General features: G+C 57.3%; 24 protein-coding genes. 3 read left to right on the top strand and 21 right to left on the bottom strand.

From position 1 onward, the window contains the following. Positions 1-363 precede the first annotated feature (363 nt). Both ACFSR7_RS32955 and ACFSR7_RS32950 read right to left on the bottom strand, forming a co-directional pair. Positions 364-1,170, bottom strand: coding sequence for a hypothetical protein (locus tag ACFSR7_RS32955; protein ID WP_378168896.1), 807 nt, complete (start codon positions 1,168-1,170; stop codon positions 364-366). Between the two features lie 171 nt (positions 1,171-1,341). Next, positions 1,342-2,241: a nucleotidyltransferase-like protein gene (locus tag ACFSR7_RS32950; RefSeq protein WP_378168895.1), complete on the bottom strand. Its 900-nt coding sequence runs from the start codon at positions 2,239-2,241 to the stop codon at positions 1,342-1,344. Between the two features lie 164 nt (positions 2,242-2,405). Here ACFSR7_RS32950 and ACFSR7_RS32945 point away from each other — a divergent pair, with 164 nt between their 5' ends. Then, positions 2,406-2,777, top strand: a complete 372-nt coding sequence (locus ACFSR7_RS32945) for a DUF2614 family zinc ribbon-containing protein (RefSeq protein ID WP_378168894.1) — start codon at positions 2,406-2,408, stop codon at positions 2,775-2,777. A 62-nt stretch (positions 2,778-2,839) separates the two neighbouring features. Here ACFSR7_RS32945 and ACFSR7_RS32940 read toward each other — a convergent pair whose 3' ends face one another. The 8 genes from ACFSR7_RS32940 to gatC form a co-directional block, all read right to left on the bottom strand. Next, a complete protein-coding gene (locus ACFSR7_RS32940) occupies positions 2,840-4,585 on the bottom strand; it encodes a glycosyl hydrolase family 18 protein (protein WP_378168893.1) in 1,746 nt (581 codons plus the stop codon). 140 nt (positions 4,586-4,725) lie between these two features. Further along, positions 4,726-5,157, bottom strand: coding sequence for a Fur family transcriptional regulator (locus ACFSR7_RS32935; RefSeq protein WP_378168892.1), 432 nt, complete (start codon positions 5,155-5,157; stop codon positions 4,726-4,728). Between the two features lie 103 nt (positions 5,158-5,260). Further along, the gene (locus ACFSR7_RS32930) at positions 5,261-5,926 is read right to left on the bottom strand and encodes a hypothetical protein (protein ID WP_378168891.1); all 666 of its coding nucleotides are present in this window, start codon (positions 5,924-5,926) and stop codon (positions 5,261-5,263) included. Between the two features lie 28 nt (positions 5,927-5,954). Continuing rightward, entirely contained in the window at positions 5,955-6,653 is a 699-nt protein-coding gene (locus ACFSR7_RS32925) for an MgtC/SapB family protein (protein ID WP_378168890.1), read from the bottom strand. A gap of 84 nt (positions 6,654-6,737) precedes the next feature. Then, positions 6,738-7,208, bottom strand: a complete 471-nt coding sequence (locus ACFSR7_RS32920; RefSeq protein WP_378168889.1) for a GNAT family N-acetyltransferase — start codon at positions 7,206-7,208, stop codon at positions 6,738-6,740. A gap of 76 nt (positions 7,209-7,284) precedes the next feature. Then, on the bottom strand, positions 7,285-8,730 hold the full coding sequence (gene gatB, locus ACFSR7_RS32915) for an Asp-tRNA(Asn)/Glu-tRNA(Gln) amidotransferase subunit GatB (protein WP_378168888.1): 1,446 nt from the start codon (positions 8,728-8,730) through the stop codon (positions 7,285-7,287). An 18-nt stretch (positions 8,731-8,748) separates the two neighbouring features. After that, positions 8,749-10,200 (bottom strand): Asp-tRNA(Asn)/Glu-tRNA(Gln) amidotransferase subunit GatA, encoded by a 1,452-nt coding sequence (gene gatA / locus ACFSR7_RS32910; RefSeq protein ID WP_378168887.1) that lies wholly within the window; start codon positions 10,198-10,200, stop codon positions 8,749-8,751. A gap of 24 nt (positions 10,201-10,224) precedes the next feature. Beyond that, positions 10,225-10,512, bottom strand: a complete 288-nt coding sequence (gatC, locus tag ACFSR7_RS32905; RefSeq protein ID WP_378168886.1) for an Asp-tRNA(Asn)/Glu-tRNA(Gln) amidotransferase subunit GatC — start codon at positions 10,510-10,512, stop codon at positions 10,225-10,227. Between the two features lie 188 nt (positions 10,513-10,700). Between gatC and ACFSR7_RS32900 the strand changes: the two genes are divergently transcribed. Beyond that, positions 10,701-11,777, top strand: a complete 1,077-nt coding sequence (locus tag ACFSR7_RS32900; protein WP_378168885.1) for an EAL domain-containing protein — start codon at positions 10,701-10,703, stop codon at positions 11,775-11,777. A 33-nt stretch (positions 11,778-11,810) separates the two neighbouring features. After that, a complete protein-coding gene (locus tag ACFSR7_RS32895; protein WP_378168884.1) occupies positions 11,811-12,230 on the top strand; it encodes an organic hydroperoxide resistance protein in 420 nt (139 codons plus the stop codon). An 87-nt stretch (positions 12,231-12,317) separates the two neighbouring features. Here ACFSR7_RS32895 and ACFSR7_RS32890 read toward each other — a convergent pair whose 3' ends face one another. From ACFSR7_RS32890 to ACFSR7_RS32840, 11 genes are all read right to left on the bottom strand, one after another. Then, positions 12,318-12,698 (bottom strand): ATPase, encoded by a 381-nt coding sequence (locus ACFSR7_RS32890; RefSeq protein WP_378168883.1) that lies wholly within the window; start codon positions 12,696-12,698, stop codon positions 12,318-12,320. A 99-nt stretch (positions 12,699-12,797) separates the two neighbouring features. Next, positions 12,798-14,018: a M24 family metallopeptidase gene (locus ACFSR7_RS32885; RefSeq protein WP_378168882.1), complete on the bottom strand. Its 1,221-nt coding sequence runs from the start codon at positions 14,016-14,018 to the stop codon at positions 12,798-12,800. Between the two features lie 63 nt (positions 14,019-14,081). Continuing rightward, positions 14,082-14,567, bottom strand: coding sequence for a hypothetical protein (locus ACFSR7_RS32880; RefSeq protein WP_378168881.1), 486 nt, complete (start codon positions 14,565-14,567; stop codon positions 14,082-14,084). 21 nt (positions 14,568-14,588) lie between these two features. Then, positions 14,589-15,014, bottom strand: a complete 426-nt coding sequence (locus tag ACFSR7_RS32875) for a hypothetical protein (RefSeq protein ID WP_378168880.1) — start codon at positions 15,012-15,014, stop codon at positions 14,589-14,591. Further along, the gene (locus ACFSR7_RS32870) at positions 15,011-15,157 is read right to left on the bottom strand and encodes a hypothetical protein (protein WP_378168879.1); all 147 of its coding nucleotides are present in this window, start codon (positions 15,155-15,157) and stop codon (positions 15,011-15,013) included. The genes ACFSR7_RS32875 and ACFSR7_RS32870 overlap by 4 nt, the downstream gene beginning before the upstream one ends. A gap of 43 nt (positions 15,158-15,200) precedes the next feature. After that, positions 15,201-15,350, bottom strand: a complete 150-nt coding sequence (locus ACFSR7_RS32865) for a hypothetical protein (protein ID WP_177244168.1) — start codon at positions 15,348-15,350, stop codon at positions 15,201-15,203. 48 nt (positions 15,351-15,398) lie between these two features. Then, positions 15,399-16,091 carry a hypothetical protein gene (locus ACFSR7_RS32860; protein WP_378168878.1) on the bottom strand — a complete coding sequence of 231 codons (693 nt, stop codon included), beginning with the start codon at positions 16,089-16,091 and terminating at the stop codon, positions 15,399-15,401. Between the two features lie 267 nt (positions 16,092-16,358). After that, on the bottom strand, positions 16,359-17,288 hold the full coding sequence (locus ACFSR7_RS32855) for a hypothetical protein (protein WP_378168877.1): 930 nt from the start codon (positions 17,286-17,288) through the stop codon (positions 16,359-16,361). After that, positions 17,282-18,739 carry an ATPase, T2SS/T4P/T4SS family gene (locus ACFSR7_RS32850; RefSeq protein WP_378168876.1) on the bottom strand — a complete coding sequence of 486 codons (1,458 nt, stop codon included), beginning with the start codon at positions 18,737-18,739 and terminating at the stop codon, positions 17,282-17,284. Before ACFSR7_RS32850 ends, ACFSR7_RS32855 begins: the two co-directional genes overlap by 7 nt. Next, the gene (locus ACFSR7_RS32845; RefSeq protein ID WP_378168875.1) at positions 18,736-19,581 is read right to left on the bottom strand and encodes a CpaE/TadZ family protein; all 846 of its coding nucleotides are present in this window, start codon (positions 19,579-19,581) and stop codon (positions 18,736-18,738) included. The genes ACFSR7_RS32850 and ACFSR7_RS32845 overlap by 4 nt, the downstream gene beginning before the upstream one ends. Next, positions 19,578-20,294, bottom strand: coding sequence for an SAF domain-containing protein (locus tag ACFSR7_RS32840; protein ID WP_378168874.1), 717 nt, complete (start codon positions 20,292-20,294; stop codon positions 19,578-19,580). Before ACFSR7_RS32840 ends, ACFSR7_RS32845 begins: the two co-directional genes overlap by 4 nt. Positions 20,295-20,412 lie beyond the last annotated feature (118 nt).

Here is a 20,412-nt window from a genome sequence, read left to right as displayed (position 1 = left end):
TCGTCCTGAGCCAGGATCAAACTCTCCATAAAGGGTAGTTCGACTTGCTCATGATAAAGCTGGTATAACTTTTGCTTCCGCCTCGAAAGGCTTCAGCGTCCGTTTGTTTTAACGCTCGATGTTCAGTTTTCAAGGAGCAATCTTGTCGTTTGCTTTCGGCCTATTTCTCGATGACCTCTCAGCGGCGACTTTTATAATATATCACAGCAGCCGAGTTCAATGCAAGCACTTTTTTTCAACCGCTCAACATCTTCTTTTTTGCTGCCGTTCGCCGTATCCTTCTGTCGAAGGCGGCGAGAACTAATTTATCACAGAAGTACAAGCTCCGTCAACACCAAATCTCGATTTTTTTCGAGCTTTGTTTTAATTCCACGGAATGGTCTGAATGCCTTCATTGAGCGTAGCCATATGCAGTTGCCCTTCCCTCATATCTACATCGGTCACCGGACACCCCAGCGATACGGATACAAGCGAGAATTGACCGCGAATCTTCGCCGCCCTGTACAGGCCACGATCCGTGCAGAAGTAGAGGCTTTGTCCCAGACGAACTGCATTAAAAGCAAAAATGCCGGGCATGCGAAGCTTATCGAAACCGCCTTTAAGATCTCCTAAGGCGATCTCCCCGCTCTCCGCGATTCCAAGGAGCGCACCGTCCATCGCAGCCAGTCGCACGATCGCCGTCTTAAGCGAAAACTGCTCCCAAGCGCAGGTTAAGCGATCATACATGGCTATCCCCCAGGGCAGAGCCAGAAAAATAAAATGAGGCGTAGCAAACAAGTCGTATACCGGATTTTCGGTGGAAGCGATGTTTTTCCAGCCCTTTTGGGTCCGGCACCAGAGCCCGCGTTCCGTTGCCGCAAATCCGATGCTGCCGATTTCTTTGTACGCATAACAGACGAAGGGCAGTCGCATATCGGACCAGCGGCCGCTGCTGAGACTGTATAGTCCATGATTCGTGCAGGCGACGATGGGGCCATCGGAAGCCGGCTCGAGACGATTTACGTGCACCTTCGACGGTATGCCTTCCATGAACGCTTCCCATCCTCCCTCTTCGGAAGACCTCCAAAGCCCCCGGCCTGCAGGAGAAATGAGCAGCTTGCGATCGTCCAGCGTTCGAACCGCGGACTGGTGAAATAGCAAATGTTCCATGCGGGATGAGTTTCGAAACATCTATAATCGCTCCTCAAATTCCGATAATGATAATCGTTATCAATAAAAATGATTATAGCCTCCCGCTCCACATACCGCAAGCTGTCTGAAATAAAGTCTGAACCAGCAGTCTGAAATGATTCTCTCGTTAAAAAGAGCCCTCCGAAGAAGACTCTGCGTATAAAATGGAGATTATTCGAAACCGGACGCGGTATAACGCAGATCAAGCAAATGGAGCCCGTGTTCCTTGACCCCTCTCGCGATCTCAGCCACGTATCCTCTGTGCGCAAGCTTGCGGAGCAATGGGGATAGTTCAAGATGGAGATCCGACAGCGCCGGATGATCTTGCAGCTCGGATAGGCTCCATGGCTCCGGACGGCTCTGCAAAATGCGCAGAAGGAGCGACGACGAGGACTTCATCTTCGTTAGAACGGCAAACTCGACGGCAAGAATGACGAGATTCACCCGTTGCTCCATGGTTTCTCCGCTCGAGGTCAATTCGTCGTAAAGCTTAAATATTCCCGGATTCACGCGTCTTACCTGTTCCCACAAGCTCGGCTCGGGATGAAGCGTCTCCTCAATAATAGCGATGTGAGCCCAATGATTAAGCGCCGCCAATATATTCGTATACGCATCCATCGCGTGTTGATCCTTCAAGTTCTGCTTGGCTTGCAAGTAGGCGCTCAGAAATCTCGAATACTCGCTGATAAGACGTCTCTCGCGCAGTTGTTCGGGCCATCGGTCGAGCTTGTTCCTTGTGTTGGCGAGGTAGCCGTCCCTGTCGAGCAGCACTTCGCCGTTGTTCATCCATTGAAAAAACGGCTGCCAATGCGCTGCGCCCGCGATCCAGGCGCTCAGCCGCTCAGGCGTTGACCTGCGCACAAGTATCGTCATGTCGCCCCACTTCCAGTGCTCAGCAGACGCTTTGCCTTCGATGTACCCATCGTCGTACAAGGCAAGAATCAAACGATCCATGCCGTCGATCAGGGAAGGGGAGCCTTCGAGGTTCTTCACAAGCAGGAGCCCGCAAAGCCGCTCGTCCGAGCCGAACAGTGCCGTATAAAATAGATTAGTGTCTTCGAGACGCTTCAAGAAATTTCACCACCGTAGTCAGGCTTTGAAGTGGCTTGCCTGCTATTTGTAGGCTATAATGAGATATCTCTATTCGAGGAAAAGCTCGACAATTAATTTTAATTCTACGCCGGGCGCAAGTTTCCTGCCGACAGGCGAATTAAGATCATGGGGGCAATTAGGCAATGAAAATGAAGGCCAGCAAAATATCGACGATGCGCACTTGGGGCTTGCTGCTGGTGCTCGGCGGGATGGGGCTCATGGTTCTCGGGACAAGCGGCATCATCCTGTTCGGACAAGTCGGGAAGATCATCGCCGCGATCTTTATGGTCATCGGCATTCTCACTTGCGGAGCGAGCATGTTCATCTACTTCTGGGTTGGAATGTTATCGACGAGCGCACCGGTCATCGAGTGTCCGGAATGCGGCAAACGCACGAAAATGCTCGGCAAAACCGACCGTTGCATGTACTGCCACACGATCCTAACGTGGGATGCTTCCCAGGCGACGAACGCTTCGATCGCTAATGAACACGAATCCACTCCGACGACGGTATAAGAAAGGGCGCTTCGCCGCATTCGCGGCAAGCGCCCTTTCTGTTGCAATAAAACGTCTCACGTTTACGGATAACTCTGAAGCGCCTTATCCAGCACGCTCCAAATGCCGTTCGAGGCAAATGCGCGGTTCCAGGAAGCTACGCCCGCCAACTTGTACTTTTTGATGAGCTGAACTCTGGCTTGAATCGAGCCTTCATCTTCAAGCCAGATGCGCTGCACTACGCCATTGGTCTTAAACTCGACGTAGTGCTGCCCCGTCTCCTCGGATAAAGAAGGCGTTAATTTGTTGTCCTTAATAAGCTGCTGCGCAGCGTCCATGCCGATCGCTTTGGACGAAACTTCAACTTTTCCTTGATCATCCGTCTTCTCAGTCCATACCCTCGTATAGAACGGAACGCCCAAGATCAATTGGCCCGGCGCTACGCCATCTTCTTTCAAAATTTTTGTAATCGCATTTTCCGTCCACGACAGCGACGCGACAGAGCCAGACACCGGGCTAGCCGCCCAATGCTCGTCATAAGCCATGAGGATTAAATAGTCGACAGCAGCGGCAAGGCGTCCGCGGTCCAGGTAAGCCGACCACATCTCACTATTGGACTTTGGCGTTACGTCGATCGAAACGGACAAGCCCTGTTCATGCATAATCGGCGTGAGCTCGCGGACGAATTGAATCAAGTTGTCTTTATCTTTGGTATACACGTTTTCGAAGTCCAGATTGATGCCCTGTATCCTGAAGGTTCGCGCGTATGCGATCAATTGCTGGATCATTAAATTGCGGGATGCATATGAGGACAGTGCTTCATGCGTAATATCGGGTTCGAACGAGTTGCCGAACATTGCCCATACCTGCATGCCTTTGTTGCGCGCCCAAGCGGAATAGGCCGCATCGGCCTTGCTGCGAATGTTGCCTTTGCCGTCCGTTAGTGAGAACCAGCTCGGACTGACGACATTGACGCCGCTCCAGTCCCCGATTTTGGCCGGATCCGGCATTACATTATAAATAGCGTCCCACGTCAGATTGATTCGCTTGCCGGTCACCTTCCACGGCACGTACGGCTCGCCCTGTTCGGTGACTGCGCCGGAGGCCGTCTCTTCTACGCCAATCAGCGCAATGTCGCGCTTGCTCGCATAGCCAAGGTAGCCTGAGGCAGACTGGACGCGATACCAGCCCGCTTCCTCTCCCCATACGATAACGCTCTGGCCGGCCTGTAAATCTTCCACGATCGGATTCGACTTGCCCGCGCCGCTGCGCAGTTTGGCACCTTTGCTTCCAGCCGGCGCTTCGCCCTTCTGAATCGCCAGCCCCGGCTGGGCAAGGGTAACGATGCCTGTAGTCGAATCCGTCACCGCCGTTAATCCGAAAAGCTGCTGGAGTGGCGCGAATGGCAGATAAAGTGTCCCATCCTCGGCTTTTTTGGCGCCGAAGCTCATATTAAAAGGCTTTGCATTGAGCGTCGCGCTCAGCTTGCCCGTCGTAAAATGAAGCACGCTCGTATCCGAGGTCAGAATAACGGACTCGGTCTCGGTCTCGTACCGCACGCCGTCTCCGATCAATTCTTTGGCGAGCGGAAGCGGAATCCACAATCCTTCTCCTTCTCCCAACGCGTAATCGCCGGTCCAATCTCCCTTGTTCATGATCGGATGCGACTGAGCCATATAATCGGGCTTCTCGTGATCCCGGTTCGGTTGGGATGACCACCATGCGAACGCCGCCGCGGCGGCGGAAAGGCAAAACAGCAGCAAGAGGCCTAATATCGGCGTCCATTTTCTACGCCGTTTGCCGCGTCCGCCTATCATCGTCGTCTGCAATCTCTCACTCTCCTATTTCTATTCTATAAAAGGACGAAAGAAAGGCGCCAGAGGTTTCGACCAATATTTGCCCGCGATATGACAAACGCGCCGGATGCCCGGCGCGATCTATGCACGTATTCGTCAAGTTGATAGAAAAGTCAGGATATTAGCCCACGGCAAGAAGGACATAGGCCGTAAATCTCCATACGGTGTCCTTGCACGAGAAACCCCGTACGCTCCGCTGCAGCGCGTTCGACCTCTACGACCGGATCGTGATCGAAATCGACCATCGCGCCGCATCCGGTGCAAATGGCATGATAATGATCGGACAAGTCCGCATCGAATCGGCTGGAATCATCGCCGTAGGTCAACTCCCGAATCAATCCGGCATCGACGAACAGCTTCAGATTGTTATAAACGGTAGCTACGCTCAAACTAGGATAAGCCGGGGACAACGACTTGAAAATATCGTCGGCCGTCGGATGCGAGGTAGACTCCATCAAGTACTTCAAAATCGCGTACCGCTGCGGCGTCATCCGGACGCCTCCGGATTTGAGCTGGTCCACGGCATGATAGATCCGGGTTTCCATGCTCCTCACAGCCTTTCCTTCGGGTTAAACTATATTTTAAGCGGTTTAAAAAGGCGCTGTCAATGGCAAAGGCCGCCACGATCGTGACGGCCCTGCTGAAAAATTAAGATTTGCGGCCTTGTTGGCCGCGATTCTCCCATAACCAGAGCGCGGCGCCGGCCCCGATCAATACGATCGCGCCGATCATCGCGCCAGCCGAATGAAACAGCCAGCGAATGTTCGAGGAGCCGAGCAGGATCGCCGCACCTGCAGCCAGCAGCACGAGACTTAGCGCGGGAAAAGCGCGCGAGTCGCCTTCGGCACGCGAAGCTGGACGCCCGTCCCAGCCGAACGGCGGCTGACGGTAGAGGTAACCGCCGGAGGCGATCCGCTCGTTTACGGCATCGGCGCTCTGCAGCGTATCGAACAGATTGTACAAATAGATGATCGGCAGTAGCAGACTCACGAGCACGACGGTCAGCACGTTCCCCTCCATCTCCTGGACGACAAAGACGACACCGCATATGTTGAGCGCAAGAAGCAGCATCATCATGACGCCTTTTCCCATAAGCCCCAAGTACATGTAGCCGGTTCCCGGAAAAATAAAAGCGAATAATCCCGCCAGGAACTTGCTCTTCTTTTTGTGCGCCGAAGACACCGTGCTTTGGTCGTAACCGGGTGGATACGGCAGCGTTCCCGGGTCGGTCCAGACTGTCTCCCCGGAGGGACCCTGCGTGGCATCGGACCGCTGTACCTGTGGCTGCTGCCAATCACTGTTCTCGTTATTCATCATTCATCCCCCGACATCAATTTTGGCGCTACTCCGCGGACACGGTCCGGATGCCCTCAAGCCTGCGCAGCTGCTCCGCGAGCGACACCGCCTGCAGTGGATCGCCGAGCCGAATCGTCAATCGGATCCGGATACTGCTCTCTCCTCTGACCTCAAACGCACCCTCATCGAATTGAACCTTGATCAGCTTGGCTTCCTTCGTCTCCAGCAGCATACGAATCGGCTCCGTGAGCTCCCGGTCGGCTTGCGCCGCCATGGTGAACACGAACTCTCTGGGATGGGCGACGTAGCGCTTTTCGACGACGTTCAGCCCCCACAGCACGGCGAGCGCCAAAAAAACCGTAAACGATGCGCCCAAGTAGAAGCCGGCTCCCACTGCAAGCCCGATCGCCATGACGACCCACAGCGATGCGGCCGTCGTCAAGCCTTTGATCGATTTGCCCGTAAATAAAATTGTGCCGGCGCCGAGAAAGCCGATGCCCGTGATCGCCTGCGCGGCAAGCCGCGCCGGATCCCGGTTCACGCCGTACTGGCCGGTAAATTGGGAGAAGCCGTAGATCGAGAGCAGCATGATCAAGCAGGAGCCCAAGCTGACGAGTGTATGCGTGCGTAAGCCTGCGGCATGATTTTTGCGCTCGCGCTCGTAGCCGATCAAGGCGCCGAGCAGCACGGACAGCAGGAGGCGAAGCATCAGGTGCCAATCATCGATAACCCATGGATTGTCCAAGTCAGTATCACGCCTTATAAGTCACATTTTACTTGCGGATCGCCTGCAGCGGCAACGGCTTCCCGTCGGGGAGGGATGCCCGACTTAGGTCTTGGCCCGCAGCTTCAAGGTGATCATTGTAATATCTTCGCGGGGATGGAAGGTATCGGCCGCCTGAAAACCGTGGCGCTCGTACAGCGCGATTGCGGGAAGGTTGCGCGCCTCGGCCGTGACCTCCCAATCCGCGACTTCATTCCATGCTTGCATCATATGCGAAATCAGCGCTCCTGCGATTCCTTGGCGCAAATGGTCCGGATTCACCATCATCCGGCTGATGACGCCTGAGCCGTCTTTGGCAAGATCCGCCGCGATCGCTCCGACCAACTCCCCTTCCTCGTCTCTGCACCCCCAGAACGTCTCCTCAGACGCTTGCAGGGAGGCGGTCGTGTCGTGCAGGGGAGGCAGGTCGGGCACGCCGATCAGCTCGGCTTCGATCCGGTAAGCGGCATGCTGTAGGCGCCAGAGATCGCTGGCGTTGTCCTGGCTGGTCAAGTCCAGCCGCTCAATCGTTGGCATTGCTCCAGCTCCTCATGAAGACTTTAAAAAGAGACGGCCTCCCTGCTGTCGGGTATGCCGCCTCCTCTAGCCATTCTTATGAATTCTTCAAACGATCCATGAGCAGTTTGTTGACGAGGCCGGGGTTGGCCTTGCCTTTCGTTTCTTTCATGATCTGTCCGACGAGGAAGCCGATCGCCTTGTCCTTGCCGCCGCGGAAGTCTTCGACCGACTGCGGATTGGCCTCGACGATCCGGTCGACAATCGCCAGGATGGCGCCTTCGTCGCTGATCTGCACGAGCCCTTGCTCTTCGACGATCTGCTGCGGCAGCTTGCCGGATTCCAGCATCGCCTTGAAGACGGTCTTGGCGATCTTGGAGCTGATCGTGCCCTTGGCGATGAGCTGAATCATCTCGCCAAGTCCTTGGCCCGTGATTGGCACCTGCTGGATCTCCAGATTGTTCGCATTCAAGTAGCCGAGCAGATCGCCCATGATCCAATTCGCCGACGCTTTGGCATCGTCGGTATATTTAAGCGATTCTTCGAAGAAATCGGCCAGCTTCATCGACGATGTAATGACGCCGGCGTCATAGGACGGCAATCCGTACTCCTGCGTATAACGCGATTGGCGGGCGTCCGGAAGCTCGGGAATAGAAGCCCGCACACGATCTTTCCAGTCCGCGTCGATCTGCACCCGCACCAGGTCCGGATCCGGGAAGTAACGGTAGTCGTGCGCTTCTTCCTTGGAGCGCATGCTGAACGTCTTGCCCTGCGACTCGTCCCAGCGGCGCGTCTCCTGCACGACCTTGCCGCCGCCGTCCAGCACGTCGGACTGACGCATGACTTCGTACTCGAGGCCGCGCTGCACACCGCGGAACGAATTCATGTTCTTGAGCTCGGTGCGCGTGCCGAACTTCTCCTGGTCCCAAGGGCGGATGCTGACGTTGGCGTCGCAGCGCAGGCTGCCTTCCTCCATCTTGACGTCGGAAACGTCGCAATATTGCATGATCGCCTTCAGCTTCTCCAAATACGCCTTGGCCTCTTCGGGCGAGCGGATGTCCGGCTCGGAGACGATCTCGACGAGCGGCGTGCCGACGCGGTTGAGGTCGACGAGCGAGCCTAGGCCGCCGTCCATATGCGTCAGCTTGCCCGCATCCTCCTCCAAGTGCAGTCGGGTGATGCCGATCCGCTTCGTCTGTCCATTGACCTCGATGTCGATCCAACCGTTCGAGCCGATCGGCTCGTCGTATTGGGAGATCTGATAAGCCTTGGGCGAATCGGGATAAAAATAGTTTTTGCGGTCGAACTTGCACCAATCGGCGATCTCGCAGTTGATGGCCATAGCGGCCTTCATCGCGTATTCGACCGCCTGGCGATTCAGTACGGGCAGCACGCCCGGATGGCCTAGACACACGGGGCATGTATGGCTATTGGGCGACGCCCCGAACGAGGTCTCGCAGCCGCAGAAGATCTTCGTCTTCGTGTGCAGCTCCACGTGCACTTCGAGGCCGACGACCGTCTCGTATGGGGATACGGTGGACATGAGTGGTTGTTCCTCCTATTAGAGCGCCGGGCGCAGCTTGTGGAATTCTGTCATGCCTTCGAAGGCGTGGGCCGCGCGCAGCACGGTCGATTCGTCGAAGGGCTTGCCGATGATCTGAAGACCGACGGGCAGGCCGTCCGCCAGACCGCAGGGCACGCTGATCGCCGGCACGCCTGCAAGGCTCACCGGAATGGTGCAGATATCGTTGAGGTACATCGTCAGCGGATCGCCGACCTGCTCGCCGATGCGGAACGCCGTCGTAGGCGCCGTCGGTCCTACGATAAGGTCGAACCGCTCGAACGCCTGATCGAAATCGCGCTTGATGAGCGTGCGAACCTGCTGTGCCTTTTTATAGTAAGCATCGTAATAGCCGGAGCTGAGCGCGTATGTGCCCAGCATGATCCGCCGCTTGACTTCGGGGCCGAAGCCTTCGCTGCGGGACTTCTTGTACAGATCCAGCAGGTTGGCGGGATCCTCCGCTCTGACGCCGTAGCGGACGCCGTCGAACCGCGCGAGGTTCGAGGATGCTTCGGACGAAGCCAGCAAATAATAGGTAGCGATCGCATAATCGGTATGCGGCAGGGATACTTCTTCCCATACGGCGCCGAGCGATTCGAACGTCTTGAGCGCCTCCATCACGCGCGCCTTGACCTGCGGATCGATGCCCTCGCCGAGGTATTCCTTGGCGACGCCGATGCGAAGCCCCTTGATGTCGCCGGTCAGCGCAGCCGTATAATCGGGAATCTCGACGTTAGCCGACGTCGTGTCGCGCTTGTCGTGGCCTGCGATTGCCTGCAGGACGTATGCCGAATCCTCGACGTTCTTGGTCAGCGGCCCGATCTGGTCGAGCGACGACGCGAACGCGACGAGACCGTAGCGCGAGACCAAACCGTATGTCGGCTTCAGGCCGACGATGCCGCAATAAGCGGCGGGTTGACGAATCGAGCCGCCTGTATCGGACCCCAGGGAGAAATAAACCTGACCGGCCGCCACGGAAGCCGCGGATCCGCCGCTTGAGCCGCCGGGCACGCGATCTACGTCCCAGGGGTTGCGCGTCAGCTGGAACGAAGAATTCTCGTTGGAGCCGCCCATGGCGAATTCGTCCATGTTCAGCTTGCCGATCGTGACGGACTGAGCGGCCTTCAGCTTCTCTACGACTGTTGCGTCGTAAATCGGATCGTAATTGGACAAGAACTGGCTAGCGCAAGTCGTGCGGAGCCCTTCGGTGACGATATTGTCTTTGATCCCGGCGGGCAGGCCGTAGAGCAACCCTCGTTCGGTCTCGCCGGAGGCATCCATCTCCTTGGCCTGGGCAAGCGCGCCCTCTTCGTTCAGCGTCAGAAACGCGCCGACCTTCGCGTCCGTCTCGGAAATCCGGGCTACGGAAGCCTCGACGAGCTCCTGAACGGATAAGTCTCTATGATGAAGCCTGTCGTGCACTTCGGACAATCTCAGGTTAAACAGCGACAATGCAGCTTCCTCCTCGGAGTTGTTCTATTCCAGTACGGCCGGAACCTTAAATTGATCGTCTTCGGCTTCCGGCGCGTTGCGCAGCACCTTTTCAATCGGCAAGGAAGCCTTGGGCGCGTCTTCGCGCATGACGTTCGACAGCGGCAAAACGTGGCTTGTCGGTTCGACGCCGGCCGTGTCGAGCTCGTTCAGCTTTTCGGCATATTTAAGGATGGCGTTCAATTGTCCCGTAAATTGCGCTTTTTCATCGTCGGTAAGTGTCAAGCGCGCCAGGTTGGCGACATGTTCGACGTCCTTCGCAGTGATGCTCATGGGCCGTTTCTCTCCTTTGCTTCAATACCCTTTCAATTCTCATTATTATATCGGACATGCCGGGGGAACTCAATGCGCGCGGGCATTCCGAATTGTTTCATAAGAGCGATAATCGGGGAAATACTTAGATCGAATAAACGGGTAGTCGGGAGTTAAACGCCATTTATAAAAATAGGGAGGTTGTCTTGATGTTGACTCGTCAAGCCTTCGAACGGCAGGCGCCGCTGCGCGACAGCGGCTACGTTGAATTCAGAGCGGACAGGGATGCAGGCGCTGCCCGGACGTTGAGGGAGTTGCTCGGTCCTCCGGGAGATGCGGGCTACTGGAGCGTTCGGTACGACACATACCAGCAGCTCCTTCAGATGCTTAACGCCGCGGACCGCAAACTGACGGACGCGCAGAAGCAATCTGCGGAATGCAGAATATTCTACGAAGAACCTTCAGAAGCGTCAATGCCGGACGAGAGCGACGGATGGGTACAGGCAGCGCGGCTGCTGACCGGTTTCGGTTCCCATCGCGTCGTCGATTATATCGCGAACCGGCGATTTTCAAGCTATATGCAGCCAATCGTGCAATTAAGCGGGTCGCCCATCGGCTATGAAATGCTGCTGCGTCCGTTGCCCGAACAGCCGCCGTTCCGGCCTTCGGAGCTGTTTGAGGCGGCTCGCGAAGCCGGCCTGCACTCCTTCCTCGACCGCGAGGCGCGGAACAGCGCCATCCGTGTCGCTTCGCGGCAGTTGCCGGCAGGCGTCAAGAAGTTCATCAACTTTTTGCCTTCTTCGATTTACCGACCAGACCAATGCTTGCAGCAGACGTTCGAACGCATCATTATGAGCGGCATGGATCCGGCCGACTTCGTGTTCGAGGTCGTGGAGACGGAGCGCTTGGACGACGTGAAGCATCTGAATAAAGTGTTTGCGGCATACCGCAACATGGGCATCCGCCTCGCAATGGACGACCTGGGCGACGAGTTCGCCACGGTCGAAGCGATGGAGCAGCTGCAGCCGGACTACATCAAGCTTGACCGCAAGTGGGTCGCGGGCTGCGACGGCGACGCGGACAAGCAGCGCCGGATTGAGGATGTGCTGGAGCGGGCTTCCCGCTTCCATGGCGTCGTGCTGGCCGAGGGCGTCGAGCGCGAGGAAGAATGGCGTTATCTGCGGGAGGCGGGGGTCCCGCTCATGCAGGGCTATCTGTTCGGCCGCCCATCCCCCGTACCCATGCCGGTCAGGTTCGAGCGTACCGCTTCGACAGTCTCCGTCTGAGCCCATCATAATTATTAAAGGAGCGATGTGAAAATGAACAAGATCTATACGGCGCAAGTGACTTCGAGAGGCGGCCGCGAAGGGTTCGTCAAATCGTCCGACGGCAAGCTCAACTTAAAGCTGTCCCAGCCGTCGGATTCCGCCGACAGCGCGACGAATCCCGAGCAATTGTTCGCGGCAGGTTATGCGGCCTGCTTTCACAGCGCGCTGAAGATGATTGCCAAAAATAAAGGAATCGAGACGGAAGGCTCGGAGGTAGCTGCCGAGGTCTCCCTATTCAAAGGGGACGGCGCGGACTTTAGACTGTCCGTCATGCTTAACGTGTCCATCCCCGGTGTCGATGCGGCACAGGCTCAACAGCTGGCCGACGAAGCGCATCAAGTGTGTCCTTACTCCAGAGCGACCCGCGGCGATATCGACGTCGAGATCAAATCGGCCGCGCCGCAGCAATGAACACGAGCGACAGACGCAAATTATGAAAGAAGCTTCCGAATTCGCCCGGGGCGAATTCGGAAGCTTCTTTTCTTGCGGCTATGACAGTTAGATCCACGCCTTCAGGTTGACGAGCCGAATGAAATCCTCGCGGCTTTGCACCTCGCGCGGCGTCTCTTCCTCGGTCTCTTCTTCAAGCTCGCCGTTCATAATGCGCTTGAACAACTCTGCGTTGTGCGTTGCGAGCGCATAGTCGATGAGCGCCTCGCGGCCGATCCGCTCCGCTTCAAGCTCGAGTAACACTTCCTCCAGCTCGACGTCGGATGCCGGCACATAATATTGACGGTTCGCGTTCGGAACCCGGATAATATAGTCGAAGGCGCTGTCGTTGTTGCGGTCATAGGCGATGACATAGCCGTATTCGCCGACGGGCATATTCTGCTCGAAACGGTCGTTTACGATGATGATCTTCTCCCCCAGCTTCAGCATGCCGTTTCTCCCTCCCCTGATCAAGCGGACATAAATCGTAGCTGCTTATCCTACTATCCTACTAGATAACGCAGCGATTGTCCAAGAGCAATAGACTTGTCAGGGGTGGAGAGGAAGACGGTACAGCCGTTCCGGCGACGCCGTCAGCGTACGAAAGCCGTCGGCGGTAATTGCGTACGTGTTCTCAATGCCCACGACACCGCGGCCGGGGAACGTAAACTTGGGCTCGATCGCGAGGACGACGCCCGGTTCGAGCGGATCTGAAAACCCGCGGGCGAGGACGGGCCATTCGTCGATCTCGAGCCCGATTCCATGGCCGAGGAAGCGTACCTGATCCGCGCCGAAGCCCATGAAATGCGCCGCCAATCCGGCTTCGTCCGCCAGCCGAAGAGCCTCCGCATACAGCGATTCCGGAAATGCGCCGGGGCGCAGCTGGGATTCTGTATGCCTGAGGATGCGCACCGAGACGTCATACGCGCGGGAAAGCTCTTCGTCCAGCTCGCCGATAACGGCCGTTCGAGTCTGGTCGATCGTATAGCCGTCGATGCAGCATCCGATATCGAGCAAGATCGGCTCGCCCGCTCCGATCGGCCTTCGGCTTGCGCTTTGCGGCGCTGCCGGCGACAAGCCCCTGCCGCCGGCCGGCCCGTCAAAGTAAGAGGGCTGGGCAGCTGCCTCTCCCGCCGCGACCATCCCCGTCATAATTTCCTGGTTGTAGCCGCGCATCCGCATGAGACCGATGTGCCCGTGCCTACGCAGCTCGCTCTCCAGAATCGTCATGACCTCAAGCTCCGTCATGCCTTCGCGAATGCGGCCGAGCGCCAGATCGAGCGCAGCCGCAGCCGCCTTGGCTGCCGTCTCGATCAGCGCAATCTCGCTATCCGATTTCACTGAGCGGACCTGCCTCATCACGGCAGATCCGTCGCGCAGCTCCACATTCGGAGCCGCTTCTTGCAGCCGCAGATACGTCTGCGCGGGAAGCACGTCCAGGTCTGCGCCAACCGATGGACGGCGGCCATCTGCGAACAGTTCCGGGTAATCGCGAGCCAGCGTCTCGCCAAATGCGCGAAACGAGCCAAGCGGCACGGTCTTGACGGCCGACTCCCCGATCGCCCGGTTCAAGCTGCGGCGCACATAATAAGTCGGTTCGCCCTGCGCGGGAATAAATAAATAACCGGTCTGCATCGATCCCGACCAATAATACATGCCTACGTTCTGTGTGATCAAACAAGCTTGCAGACCGCCTCCGGTCATTTGCCGTTGAAGACGGAAACGCCTCTCCAACAGCTCTTGGGCCAAGCGACGCGTTGTCTCGTTCAAATCGGATTTCCCCTATCGTATGTGCTTTTCTCTAGTTTATCACATACGGGTGATTATCCACGCTCAAGCGAAGACAAGCTCAGCCGCCCCTTTTAAATCCCATTCGATCGGATCGATGACGCCGAAGATGCGCGGGCAGGAGAGATGAACGATCATAACGATGCCTGGCCGGCGAAGCGTAACCTCGTAATCGTAAGCCTCATTGCGATATGTATAAGGGAAGGCATGGCGCTCATTGATCACGGCGAATTCGACGATTTCGGGCGCCGACTCCATCCATCCCCCGCTAAGGGGAGACAAATCGGAAGCCAGCCGCAGGTTGGCTGCCAGATAAGCGCGTGCCGCCGCTTCCGCGCGCACCGGATCAATGGAAAGCGTGCCCGCCTCCAGACTCAGCTCGTCCACCTGCTGGGCTGCCGCATGCGCCGCTCTGTCGACGGCCCTTTTACCCTCGTGTAAAGTGCCGAGCGCCGTTTCCTCTTCTAGCTGCATCGCGTGCAGCAGCCACCAGAGGACGATCATAAGGAAGCCGAAAAATAGCTTATGCACTGGCGAAGCTCTCCCTTCGCTTTAGGGAACGAATTCGCTCATCTTCATGCCCGCAGCCGCCATTCGGGCCGTACCGGAAGGCGGGGCCACGCCGATGAGCCTGTCGATGTCCATCAGACCGTCGTACGGGTAACGGATGACCAGCCGCAGACCGTCGCCACGTTCAAGCGGCGACGCGGGATCCGTCCCTGGCATGCCGCTTGTCGTCGTCACCTCGTACTCAAGAGTCTCGGGCTTGAATCCATACCCGGACAATCGCATACGGGAGTCGCCGATCATGGTCGCATCGATATAGCCGTATCGCCCGCTCGCTCCGATCTCGAGCATATAATCGACTTCCTGCTGCAGCAGCGACTGTCGAAGCACGACCACATGCTTGTATACCGGAGAGAACATCAGCCAGCAGAACAACGTCGCGAACAATACAAAGACGAGCAACTGCTTCATGGACTGATCCGGGCGATCGCGCCGGCCATTCCGGCGCCTGAATCGCGAAGCGTGGCCTTGGTGCCCGCCTCCCCTCCCGCCACGTTCATATAGATGAGCGCGACGGTCAGGATAAGCATCACGGTCATCAGCAGCTGTCTCATGATGAATTCCTCCTTGCCTTTGAGCATTGCTCCTTAAAACGCCTTAAGGCTCCATCGATCCAAGCGTCGTATTGGCCGTTGTGCCGTGCGTCTCGATACGCGCTCTCGTGCCCGTCGTGTCGTTGGCGACGATGCCGTTGAACATCAGAGCGACAACGATCAACATCATAACAGTAATCAGAATATTCCGCATATTAAGCACCTCCTTTCCCTTCTTTGCCGGGCAACGTACCAGCATACGTTATGGCTTCAACACTTCAAACAGCTTCTGGGATTCCTGGACCCACGGATACAGGAAAATTTGAAAGGTATAAAGGATCGGCAGGCCCGCCAGCACGAACAGTGCGTACGAGGCCGTCTCTTTTCTCCCTGCCTTGGCAAGCTCGATACCAGCTTTGTACTCGGCCAGCACGTCGCGAAGCATCCGGTATACTTCTTCGCTCTCGTGCAGCCGCATCGATCGCATCGTCTCGGCAAAGCTGTAGCCTTCGGAGGTTCCAAGCCTCTCCTTGAAGCGAAGGAGCGCCTTGTCCGCATCGTAGTACCATTCGTTAAGCAGCAATTGAAAATCTCCCCGGATGATCCGGGTATAGGACATGCACCGCATGAGCTTGCCGTGAAGGTGCAGGCGGGAGCCCATGTAATAGATCAGCTGGTTCATCACGGCGATCAATTCCCGGCGAATCCGGTCGCTCCGGTAGCGCCTGAACGAATCCAGCAACGTCTTGTCGAACGCCGCCACGACTGCCGGCACCGCGATAATCGGCAATGACTTCCAGAGCGAGATGCCGGATAGCAGGCCGATTGTTTCGCAGGCAGCCGATGCTGCCGCCGCCATGACACAAACGAAAATCAGGCTCCTTCTCGCTGCCAAATAAATAGCCGGATCGATTCGAATGCCGCAGCCGGCGAGCAGCAGCCGTCTTTCTTGCAAGGCGGAGCTCTCGGCTCCGCAACCCGCTGCCCGGAGCCACCACTCGGGCGGGCCGCGCTTTCGCCAGTTGGCGATTGAGACTCGCCATCGTGGCTTTCGGTAAGTGACTGCGTGCAATACATATGCAACGCCGACGGCGCCCGCTAAAAATTGGACTAGCCATAACAAGGCTTCGTAAATGGTCTGACTCACTCCCGCCAACCTTTTCCACCTCCAATCCCCCTGCGAAATAAAGCGTCTTTTCAAGAACAGATAAGGCGATCCGCCTCACATTTTCCGCCTCGATAAGTACAATCCCATGAGAAACGATCCGAAAATGAGCACCAAGGCATTCAGCAGCATGCTTCGTCCGCCGGGGTCGGAAAAGTAATATAGCGTGCTGGCTTCGGCGTTCAGCCGAAAATTGATTGCTAAGAACAATCCAAGGAAAAATACGGGCGTAAAATTGGCCAAGCGAATCTCGAGCAGCCGGTGGCGCTCAGCATGATCGTCCATGCGCGCCTTTCTCATATCGTCGATGAGCTCCCGCAAATTGTCCGCGATGTTGTTGCCTTCGCTCAAAGCGACGCCTAACAGGCTCGAGAAATAATCCGCCCAAATATGCCCGATGGACATCGAAAACCGCCTTAAGGTGCGTTCGTCATCGTGATGGATGTTCAGCTGACGATACAATTCTTCGAAGATGGCATGCGTATCGCCCGGCAGCTGCCTCTCCTCGACCATCCGCTGCAGCGCGGTGCGAACGTGCCGGGAGCCGTTCACGAGGTAGCATTGATAAAACAGCTCGGCAGCAGGCAAGAAATTAAGCCTGGCGGAAAGCTGCCGGTTGATCAGCGACATCCGTAAAAAACTGTACGGCAGCACAGCGAGCATCGCGCCAAGCAGTGCGGCGGAGCGCAAGGATTGGAAAACGACAGCGCCTCCCGCGAGACCCGCTAGCGCGAGCCCAAAAGCCGATTTCCAAAAAGCGCTCGGTTTGATCCGCCAGCCGGACGCTGAGATCATGTCCGCCAAATGCGTGAACAACGGTCGAAGCCACACGATGCTCGTATCTAGGGGAAGATCCGCCGCTTCTTCCCTTCCAAGCCGCTTTGTACGGCTGTGGCTATCCTCAGCCAAGGCGAATATTGCCCTCAGCGCGGCGAACAGCAGCAAAAATAACAAGCAGCCAGCCGTTCCGAGCCACGCCGTCAACATAAACTCGTCTCTCGTTCGTTGCAAAGCCATGCGCAGCTCTCGGGATCGAGCCTGCCGATCCGTTCCCATGCCCGCTCCGACAGCTCCGCCGTAAGCTTCCAAGTATCCCGGGCTTCGTCGTAACGCGCCCAATCCCAAACCTCGATCGCGTCGCCGCTGCAGACGTATTCCCCGATTCTGACCAGCTTGCGGCTGCCGCCGACCATCCGCATCTCGAACCCGATCTGCGTGACATGCTCTGCGATCCTTCGGGTTAATCTTGCCGCATTCATGGCCCTACCATCTTGCATGCACATATCGGTGATCGCGTCCGGCACGTCCTCAAGACTGTTCGCATGAACGGACGTAATGCTCCCTTCATGTCCCCGTGTGCAGGCGCGAACATAAATATTGGCATCGGCGTCCCGGATCTCGGCATGACAGATACGCTGAGGCGACTGCCGCAGAGCCAGCTTGAATGCCTGCTGCGGGCCGTGCTGCGGATCATCCTCGTCCGCCTCGTATTCGATGACGTTTTTGTCGGGAAAATCCCGCTGCAGCCGCAGCTCGTACCTGCCCTCGATCGTCACGATCCGCTCCTCGTCGGGCATCGCCGCGATCAATGCCTTGATCAGATGGGTTTTCCCCGTATTGGTAGGCCCGATCACGACCATGTTGAACCGGGACTTCACGATGCAACGGAGCAGCCTGTACACAGAATCGTCAATCGAGCGATACTCCGGTCTAAGCAGCGTCTGCAGATCGAAGCGCCTGACCGTGTAAAAACGAATCGTGAGCGAGGGCTGCGCCGTAAACCCGAAACCGGTCATCGTTACCCGCGAGCCGTCCTGGAGCAGCACCTCCGCCCACCGCTTGCGGGGGCTGATCGAATCGTCGTTGAACAGCACCAGATTCTGTTGAATCCGCTCCACCTGCGCAATCGAACTGAAGCTGAAGGGGGAACGAGACGCCACGCCGTCCCTCACCTCGAAAATGCGCGTGCCGACGACTTGCACCTCCTCGAGCCCTTCCCGGTTCTTAAGGACGAGTTCAAGCACGTTCAGGCCGATGACCTCCGCGAATAACGCTTCGGCGAGCGAGCCGTACGGCAGCGGACCAAAGCTGGCATGCTGCAGTCTTTTTTTTATAATCCAGTCGGATAAAATGGCCAGCAGCTCCTGACGCTCCTGCGGAAATCCGATTACAGCCCGATTGAGCTTTTCCGCGTAGCGTCTTCGATCCTCGTCGCTGAAGCCTCGCGGCGCCGCCAGCATGTGCCGCGCTTCCTCCGTCAAAGCCCCCAAGTCCTGACCGCCGGAACCCAGGCCGATTTCCTCCGAGGTGCCGTAAGACACGAGACCTTGCTCGCCCTCTTGCAGCCTCGCCGCGTAAGCCGCTGCTGAGAAGCGGGACGATGCATCGGGCCTCTCTTCGTCCTGTTCCTCGTCGACCTGCCGATAAACAGTTGTCATCGTCCTCTGCTCCTGTGCTGCAGCAGTCTACGCAGCCAGGGTCGCTCCGTTCGCTTTAACCGTTCTTCCCAATTCAACTGCCGCAGCAGCGTGCCGGCGACCGGATCGAAAGCGGAGGCATGGCGCTCGTCCGCCGCCAGCCATTCGTCCAGACGCCCGCTGTCGAGCTGCAAATGTACGCTCTCGGCGAGCTGCAGCTCTGATAGTGAAATGGCTCCCGTTTCCTTGCGAATTTCCTTCATTCCAAACCCTCCCGCGTGCCTGTATTTGCTCTGCATCAGCACTAGATGATAATTCGCAAGCGACAGCCCGAACTGCGAGCCGACCTGCCCCGTCCACCGGTTCACGTCCTCCTGGAAATGCGTCAGGCTGCCGGTCGTCACCAGACACCGGTGATCTGCGGCCCGCATGGCGCATACGGTCGCGGCGTTGTCCCAATAGGCGCTCACGTCCGCCACCGTCACATCGAATGCGTCTCGCGCTGCCGCAAGCAGCGCATTCATCTGCTCGGGCTCGTAATACTCGGCTTGGTCCCGCGCCAGGTTGCCGAATAGCACGTGCAGGCCGTCAAGCCTCGAAGGCGCAAATGCGTACTGTCTAAGCTTCGAGCCTGTCAGCGTGCCCGACTTCAGCTCCGGCCGCATGCCGCTGAGCGTGATCTCGGGCCTATCGATACCCAGATACAGATGCGTCTTGGCGCTCTTTAAGTTCAAGCACAGATAGCCGACACGCTTGCCCGTCACCGAAGCGATCCGGTAAGCGGTTCCGAATGCCGCGAGCGAAGTGCCGATATTCGGCGTCGACCCCGCGAATGCGATCAGCGATCCCCGTTGGCCGCTCATGAACCCGACGCCTCCCCCGACTCGAACGACGATGCGTCGAAGGCGACGATCAGCTTGGACTTCCCTTCCTTGCATGCGTTGTCCAGCTCAAGCCATTGCACTTCGGTCAAGTTGAGGTTGACGGCGTCGATGGTGCCGTTTGCATCCCGCCTGGAAGCATACATCCGCTCCTTGTCCCCTTCGGCCATGGATAGCAGATTCGAGCTCTTCGGGCTGTCGATCTCTTGATTCGAAGCGGTCTTGACCGCCGCCACGACGACCGGCTCCGCGAACAGCCTCCGCGAGGCGCCGCCCTCCGCCGACAGGTACACGATCGCCCGGTCGCCCGCCCTGATGCCGCTTGAAACGGACTTTACGTAGTCCCGCGGCAACTGAAAGGTCGCCTCGCCGACTCGCGGCAACAACCGGAACTTGTCCAGCTTCCACCCGAGCAGCGGCTCTCCGCCGCCCAGCGGAACGGAAGATTCCAGCCCGTCCGCATCGTCCATGTCGACGATCATCTCATCGGTAACTGCGCCGCTAGGCAAGCGAAGCTTCGTCAGCATCTCCCGGCCCAGCGATGTACCGGCAGGCACGAACTGCTTCGGCACGACCACCTCCGTCGTCTCCGTCAGTCTGATCTGCCTCATCTGCAGCAAATAAACGCCGTAGACAAGCAAGCCTGATAGTACGGCCGCGGAAACGCTGATTCGGATCTGTCTCCCTCTGTTCAAACGACTAGCCTCCCTTGACGACAGCAAACAAAAAAACGCAGGCGCAAGAGAGACTAAGCTCTCTGTCGCCTGCGTTCTTCGCAGCCGTTGCAATAACATATATCTTCGTACCGCCAAT

Source organism: Cohnella sp. GCM10020058 (assembly GCF_042683485.1).
Lineage (GTDB): Bacteria > Bacillota > Bacilli > Paenibacillales > Paenibacillaceae > Cohnella.
The sequence above is the reverse complement of the archived record's forward strand: the minus strand, read 5'-3'. Positions and strand labels throughout refer to the sequence as shown.

Coding starts and splice junctions, on each gene's coding strand:
- ACFSR7_RS32955 (WP_378168896.1), bottom strand. CDS start 1,170: ATGTTTCGAAACTCATCCCGCATGGAACATTTGCTATTTCACCAGTCC.
- ACFSR7_RS32945 (WP_378168894.1), top strand. CDS start 2,406: ATGAAAATGAAGGCCAGCAAAATATCGACGATGCGCACTTGGGGCTTG.
- ACFSR7_RS32935 (WP_378168892.1), bottom strand. CDS start 5,157: ATGGAAACCCGGATCTATCATGCCGTGGACCAGCTCAAATCCGGAGGC.
- ACFSR7_RS32930 (WP_378168891.1), bottom strand. CDS start 5,926: ATGAATAACGAGAACAGTGATTGGCAGCAGCCACAGGTACAGCGGTCC.
- ACFSR7_RS32920 (WP_378168889.1), bottom strand. CDS start 7,208: ATGCCAACGATTGAGCGGCTGGACTTGACCAGCCAGGACAACGCCAGC.
- gatB (WP_378168888.1), bottom strand. CDS start 8,730: ATGTCCACCGTATCCCCATACGAGACGGTCGTCGGCCTCGAAGTGCAC.
- gatC (WP_378168886.1), bottom strand. CDS start 10,512: ATGAGCATCACTGCGAAGGACGTCGAACATGTCGCCAACCTGGCGCGC.
- ACFSR7_RS32900 (WP_378168885.1), top strand. CDS start 10,701: ATGTTGACTCGTCAAGCCTTCGAACGGCAGGCGCCGCTGCGCGACAGC.
- ACFSR7_RS32895 (WP_378168884.1), top strand. CDS start 11,811: ATGAACAAGATCTATACGGCGCAAGTGACTTCGAGAGGCGGCCGCGAA.
- ACFSR7_RS32890 (WP_378168883.1), bottom strand. CDS start 12,698: ATGCTGAAGCTGGGGGAGAAGATCATCATCGTAAACGACCGTTTCGAG.
- ACFSR7_RS32875 (WP_378168880.1), bottom strand. CDS start 15,014: ATGAAGCAGTTGCTCGTCTTTGTATTGTTCGCGACGTTGTTCTGCTGG.
- ACFSR7_RS32870 (WP_378168879.1), bottom strand. CDS start 15,157: ATGAGACAGCTGCTGATGACCGTGATGCTTATCCTGACCGTCGCGCTC.
- ACFSR7_RS32865 (WP_177244168.1), bottom strand. CDS start 15,350: ATGCGGAATATTCTGATTACTGTTATGATGTTGATCGTTGTCGCTCTG.
- ACFSR7_RS32855 (WP_378168877.1), bottom strand. CDS start 17,288: ATGTTGACGGCGTGGCTCGGAACGGCTGGCTGCTTGTTATTTTTGCTG.
- ACFSR7_RS32850 (WP_378168876.1), bottom strand. CDS start 18,739: ATGACAACTGTTTATCGGCAGGTCGACGAGGAACAGGACGAAGAGAGG.
- ACFSR7_RS32845 (WP_378168875.1), bottom strand. CDS start 19,581: ATGAGCGGCCAACGGGGATCGCTGATCGCATTCGCGGGGTCGACGCCG.